This window comes from Pirellulales bacterium, assembly GCA_036490175.1.
In the GTDB taxonomy this organism is placed as follows: domain Bacteria; phylum Planctomycetota; class Planctomycetia; order Pirellulales; family JACPPG01; genus JACPPG01.
On the sequence record DASXEJ010000255.1, the window covers coordinates 20,545 to 27,025 of the forward strand.

Below are 6,481 nucleotides of genomic sequence, written 5' to 3' on the forward strand. Positions count from 1 at the left end.
GTCCATGCGACCGCCAGCGACAAGATATCCATGTCGCTGACAGCTTGATCACTGACGTTATGGTCACAGTCTGCATTATCACCAAGTGCAGAATCGCTAGTGGAAAGCGACTCTCTTCAATCGCGCCCTTACCCAGTCTGGCTGACCGGCAAGGTCCGCGGCTCTTGTACATCGACGTCGACTTCTCGCAGGAACGCGGCGGCTTCTTCCGGCGGCACCGGATTGATGTAGAAGCCCGATCCCCATTCGAAGCCTGCCGTCTTCGTTAGACGCGGAATGATCTCAATGTGCCAGTGATAGTGGTTGAGTTCCTGTGTGTCAAAGGGGCTGGTATGAAGGATGTAATTGTACGCAGGTCGGTCAAGCGCCGTCTCGATCTTTCCCATCACTTGCTTCATGATGCGAGCCAAATCCTCGACGCCGTTTTTCTGAATGTTTTCGTAGTGGCTGGAGTGGTTTTTGGGCAGCACCCAGGTCTCGAAGGGAAACCGGCTCGCAAACGGACAGAATGCCACGAAGCCCGGCGTGTCGATGACGATCCGCTTTTCGGTGGCTAGCTCTTGCTGCACCATATCGCAAAACACGCAGCGCCCCCGATACTTGTAGAATTCCTGGCTGCCGATCATCTCCTCGCGGACATTGATCGGCACGATCGGCGTGACGATCAATTGACTGTGCGTGTGCTCGAGCGAGGCACCGGCTGCTTCGCCCACGTTCTTGAAGATCATGCCGTATACCAGGCGTCGATCCTTCTTCAGGTCGACGAGGCGGTCGCGATAAGCCCAAAAGACGTCGCGCAGGGTCTCTTCGGACAAGTCGGCGGTGCTGAGCACATGCTGCGGCGATTCGATGATCACCTCGTGGGCGCCCACGCCGCGCATCATGTCGTAGATTCCCTCGCCGCGCTTGTTCAGATCTCCCTCGATCTCGAGCGCTGGAAACTTGTTCGGCACGACGCGCACGCGCCACCCCTCGCGGTTAGGCAGCGAGCCCGGCTTGCGGTACGCCAGGATCTCGCCGGGTGTGGTCTCTTCGTTATGTTCGCAAAAGGGGCAGAATTTTCCGCCGTGGACGCGCGGCGTGGATTCAAAATCGTGTGGCCGCTTGGCGCGGCTCTTGGCGATGATTACCCACCGGCCAACAATCGGGTCTTTGCGGAGGTCTGGCATGGTTACTTTCTAAACGATGGCCGCGCAAGGCACGCGGCCCGAAATGTATGAATCGCGTGACGGTTTGGCCCATCTGGCCCATGGTAGCTGCACGCTCGGCGGTATCTCGCACTCATACTTGCCACATGATTAGTTCGTAGTCGGGCGAGGGAACGAACGTTTCGATCGCGCCCTCATGCGGTAGCCGTTCGATCGATTGGTCCGCTTGCAACAATTCCACCACAAAATGCAGTGGCGCATCGATCGAAACTGCCAGGCTGCGAAAAGGAATCGCCACCTCCAGAATCATATCGGCCGCCGCCTGCACGCCCGAGACGGTAACCGGCACGTCGTTGCGGTACAACTGCACGATCGGTTCCTGCCAGCCGGGATGTGAAACGATCAACTCGAAGCCGGGCGGATCGAGAAAGGTGATCTTCAGCGTATCGACGTCGGCCAGTCGTTCGCGAATGGTTCCCCCGCGACCGTCACAACGCAGGAAGAGACGTTCCGTGTCGAATCCGAAGTACAAGTCGGCGATGCGGCCTTCGGCGACCATGCTCATGGTGCCGCGTGCGCCCGTCGCGGTGTAGTGGCCGGCATTGAGCCACTCGAAATAGGTCCGCCGGCCATCCACTTTTACGTTCAACAGTGACGTCGGTTCGAGAAACAGTTGTGTCTGGCGATGTCCCTGGCTGATCGGACGAGCGAGCTCGCCCGGCGCGGCGTCTTCGAGCAAGGCATAAACGTTTTGCAGGTGACGCCGAAACAAGCGATCGAACAACTCGTCCTGAGCGCTCGAGTGATCGTCTCCAAACCACCAGAACCAGTCACTCCCCTCGGCGATGTACAACTCTTCCCACGCTTGCTTCAGTTGGGCAGGGGTCTTATCGCCGTTGCGGCCGGCCTGGACCAAATGTGTGCGCGTCTCGAACAACAAATCCCAAGCCCGATTGCATTCTGGGTGGCCGATCCAGATGCCAAAATTGTGTTGAATCCAACTGCCCGAAAACAGCTGCCCGATCTTGTCGGTGGCCGGATGCCGTGACAGATAGTCGCAGACCCGCACCGGCGTGACCTTGGGGTGCGTGCCGACGCGTCGATACAAGCTGCGCAAAAAATCGACGCCGCTATTGGGATAATATTCCCAACAGTTTTCCCCATCGAGAATGATGCTCACCAGCGTCGGACGATGGCCGGCATTGGTGGTGGTGGCCCGGCCGATGGCGTCGATCTTGCCCAGAAAATCATCCACGGCCTGATCGGCCTGATAGCGCTGGTAATGGAAACCGATCTGGTCGCTCATGGCATGGTCGCGAAAGACCATTTGCAAGCTTTGGCCACGTTCTTCCACGCGCCACGGTCGGTACAGCATTTCGGGATTGCGCAAGTACCCGTGTCCGTCGCGCGTCACCCAGCCATCGGTCGAACGGGACAAGACTTCCTCGTCGGTGGCCATCCACTGGATGCCCGCCTTGGCGACGGCCGCGATCATCGGCTGGCAGACCGATCCTTCCGAGGGCCACATGCCCACAGGCTTCTCGCCAAAGAGTTGCGTGTGGTATTCGACGGCCCGCTGAATCTGCATCTCGGCATCTTCTCGATAGCCGTCGAGATGCTTGGGCAAGGTGACGTCCGGCATGGCTTGCCGCGCTAAGCGTTTATCGTAGAGCAGCGGCAGGATCGGATGATAGAACGGCGTGGTGGTGAGTTCGATCTGGCCGCTTTCGGCCAGTTCCCGGTGCAGCGGTATGACCTCGGCCAGCAATCGCATTTGCCGTTCGAGCAACCATTGCTTTTCGGCTTCGGTCCAGTGCTTACCCTTCTTGCGAAAATCGGCCAGATCCTTGTCCTGTTCGAAGGCCAGGGGATGGATCCAGGAAAGATTCGACCAGCATTGCAGATCGAGAATGTCGCGCTTCGTGAAGCGTTTGGCCGCGCGGGCCGCAGGATCAATCGACAAGCCGCGCTTTTGATACAACTCCAGGTAGCGGCGATACGGGCGGATCATGTGGTCCGGATGGACCATGAAGAAGTTGTCCAGCAGATAGGTCACGTCGGCTTCGCTCAGCCCGTCGGCCGGCGCACGCGACACGCGCAAGTGATCGTCCTGCGCGCCGCGGTCTGTATAGGCCGTCAACTGCAACAGCAGACTCGGCACCAGGTTGATCGTGGCGTGCATCTCCGGAACTTCGCGGAGCAGCATCGCCATGCCCCAATAGTCCTTGGTGGCGTGTAATCGCACCCAGGGCATCGGGTTTTCGCCGCTCACATCGTCCGGATAATACGGCTGATGCTGATGCCAAATGAAAGCCAGAGCTACGTCGTGCATGGCCATCCTCCTTGTGCCGAACGCGCGAGGAAGCGTTAACCACCGGCCAGGGGCGAATCGGCCGTGCGATTAAACTGATTTCCTCGTGGACCCTGCTGGACACTCGTCAAGCAAGAACGCCTTGTGACACCTGGGCGGTGATGCGGCGATATAGGCTGACGTATTGTTCTGCGCTGCGTTTCCAGGACCAGTCCTGATGCATGCCATTGGCGACCAGTTGCGACCAAAGCTCGGGCCGCCCGTACATGTTCACCGCACGCCGCAGCGTTTCGGCCAAGGCCATGACGCTGTACTCGCGGAAACTGAATCCATTAGCTGCGCCGGCCGACAGGGCCTCGGGCGTGGCGTCGACAACCGTGTCGGCCAATCCTCCCGTGGCGCGAACCACCGGCACGGTCCCGTACTTCAAACTGTAGAGCTGGCTCAGGCCACAGGGCTCGAAATGGCTGGGCATCAGGAACATGTCGGCGCCTCCTTCGATCCGATGCGCAAGTGCCTCGGAGAATTGCAGCTTGACCGCCACGTTCTGCGGATTGCGATCGGCGAGCGAAGTCAGAAGTTGCTCGTACTTTCGATCGCCGGTGCCGATCACGGCCCATTGCACATCACCCGACTGCACCGACTCTTGCATGACGCTGGTGATCAGGTCGACGCCCTTTTGCTCGGTCAGTCGCGTAACGATGCCCACCAGCGGCTTCGCGGCGACTACCTCGAGCCCCAACTCGGCCTGTAGCGCCGCCTTGCAGGCTGATTTGCCTGAGACGACGGTCGAGGCATCGTACTTGATCGGCAAATGGGAATCGTTCGCCGGATTCCACAGCGTGTAGTCGACGCCATTGAGAATGCCCGACAGCATGGCACGGCGCTGTTGCAAAACGCCTTCCAGACCGCAACCCAAAGAAGAGGCCTGAATCTCTTCGGCGTAGCGCGGGCTGACCGTGTTGATGGCGTCGGCAAATACCAGGCCGGTCTTCAGCAAGTTGAGCTTGCCGAAGAACTCCATCTGATGCCAGTTGAAGTACTTCCAATCCAATCCGGTTAGCAGCATGTCCCAATGCCAGAACTGACCCTGGAAGGCCAGGTTGTGGATCGTAAAGAGCGACGCGATGCGCTCGTAGCGCGGCACGCCTCGATATTCCACTTTCAGGTAAGCCGGCAGCAAGCCGGTTTGCCAATCGTTCGCGTGTAGCACGTCAACCGGCAGCTCTAACAGGCGAATCGCCTCGAGCACCGCGCGGCTGAAGAACACGAACCGCTCGCAATTGTCGATGTAGTCCTGGCCACCGCTGCCGTAGAGTCCTTCGCGATCGAAGTACTGCCGCTGATCGACCAGGTAGACCGGGATCTGCGTGCCGGGGAAGCGGCTGCGAAGCAGGCCCCCTTTGACCGTCTTGCTGCCGATCGGGATCTGGAATTCGATCGACGTCTGCTCGATAGGTTGCCCCGAGGCCAACGCCTGGCGATAGGCGGGCATGAAAACCGCGGGCGAGTGCCCCAGCCGAGCCAATTCGATCGGAAGCGCCCCAGAAACGTCGGCCAATCCGCCAGTCTTGGCGAAAGGCACCGCCTCACTGGTAGCCAGGAGTATGTTCATCCCGGGTCGCTCCCATCCGTCGGCGGCCGACAGCAAGTCACGCAATTGGTCGCCGGAAGTCCTTTATCGAGAGCCGCTTGGCGTCGATCGTCCGTGCCCGCCCGGACCGAGGGAATCATAGCAGATCACGGCGCAAAAACCAGCAGTTGCGAGAGTTACGTCAGCCTGTCGTCAAAGTTACTGTTGTTTGCCTCTGTTACGCTACTCCTACGATCGTGCGAAGTTGCGGCCGCCGATGAGCTTTTCTGACCCGCGCCGTCCGACAATTGTAGACGAGGGTCAAATCATAACGGTCATCACATATGGAACGGCCCCCGCGCGCGAAATTGGAAGCTGTAAAAATGGTCGAGAACCTGTGCGGCCCGTGCCATGTCTGCCTGACTTGTGCCGGGAAAGGCAGGAGTGAATACCCCTCTCGGGAGGATGGCCAGTCGTTTCACTCGCCGGCCGTCTGTCGGTCTCTATGTCGTCGATGGTTGCCACACCGGACGATCGATGCGATTTCGTTTTTTCAACGGACCTATGACAGGCATGCACATCCGTAGGTTTCAATCCGCCGATGAACAGCCCGTCGTCGCGCTTTGGCATCGTTGCGGCCTGACGCGCCCCTGGAATGACCCCAATCGAGATATTCGGCGGAAACTGGGCGTTCAGCCCGAGTTGTTCCTGGTTGGCACCCTGGACGAACAGGTCGTAGCCACGGTCATGGCCGGCTACGACGGCCATCGCGGCTGGCTCTATTATTTGGCCGTCGATCCCGGGCAGCAGCGACGAGGTTTCGGGCGCGAGATCGTGACGGCCGCCGAACGGCTGCTGGCGAACTTGGGCTGTCCCAAAATCAACCTGCAAGTTCGCACGGACAATGTTGCCGTCGTCGAATTCTACCGCCGCCTGGGCTTCTGCAGGGACGAAGTCGTGAGTTTGGGAAAGCGGCTCGTGCCGGACAGCTAACTGCCCGCAAGACTGCCTTCCACAATCGGACACACGCCGTTGCTCGCGGCCCCCGAATGCGAGCCATACAACCGGCGCAATAGCCAGAGCTCGCGCGATCGCGCGTCCGAGGCAACTGCCGCGGCAATAAAGCGGATCTGGTCACCCGCCATTTTTTCTGCCCGCGGCGGGCCAGGTAGTAGCTTTTTGACAGGTAATTCTTCACCTGCTTAGGGGCCGCCTCATGCCGCGCGCGCTACTTCGTGGATTCGTTGCCATCGCCTTGTCGTTGTCTGCCGCTCCGTTCTGTACGGCGCAGGAAACCTTTGCGACCATCACGGGCTGGGATCAGCAATTGTTTCCCTCGTATATGCTGGTGAACGCCACGATCCGCAATTCTGCTGCCGACGACCCCCGAGACACCGACAACGCGGCAGACGACGCCGAGCAGGTGACCGTACTGGGCGACCCGCACGG

5 protein-coding genes are annotated in these 6,481 nt (G+C 59.6%); 2 read left to right on the top strand and 3 right to left on the bottom strand.

Annotated features, from left to right (window positions below; all coding sequences use genetic code 11):
* Window positions 1-128: 128 nt before the first annotated feature.
* The 3 genes from galT to glgA form a co-directional block, all read right to left on the bottom strand.
* The gene (galT, locus tag VGG64_18970; protein ID HEY1601691.1) at window positions 129-1,169 is read right to left on the bottom strand and encodes a galactose-1-phosphate uridylyltransferase; all 1,041 of its coding nucleotides are present in this window, start codon (window positions 1,167-1,169) and stop codon (window positions 129-131) included.
* A 112-nt stretch (window positions 1,170-1,281) separates the two neighbouring features.
* The gene (locus VGG64_18975) at window positions 1,282-3,480 is read right to left on the bottom strand and encodes a glycoside hydrolase family 57 protein (GenBank protein HEY1601692.1); all 2,199 of its coding nucleotides are present in this window, start codon (window positions 3,478-3,480) and stop codon (window positions 1,282-1,284) included.
* Window positions 3,481-3,586: 106 nt separating this feature from the next.
* Window positions 3,587-5,074 (bottom strand): glycogen synthase GlgA, encoded by a 1,488-nt coding sequence (gene glgA / locus VGG64_18980; GenBank protein HEY1601693.1) that lies wholly within the window; start codon window positions 5,072-5,074, stop codon window positions 3,587-3,589.
* A gap of 495 nt (window positions 5,075-5,569) precedes the next feature.
* On the opposite strand from glgA, the gene VGG64_18985 reads away from it, so the two are divergent.
* Together VGG64_18985 and VGG64_18990 are read left to right on the top strand one after the other, a co-directional pair.
* Complete coding sequence (locus VGG64_18985; GenBank protein HEY1601694.1) at window positions 5,570-6,025, top strand: GNAT family acetyltransferase; 456 nt, start codon at window positions 5,570-5,572, stop codon at window positions 6,023-6,025.
* A gap of 223 nt (window positions 6,026-6,248) precedes the next feature.
* Window positions 6,249-6,481: hypothetical protein (locus VGG64_18990; protein ID HEY1601695.1), on the top strand; the 233-nt coding region annotated here is incomplete at its 3' end.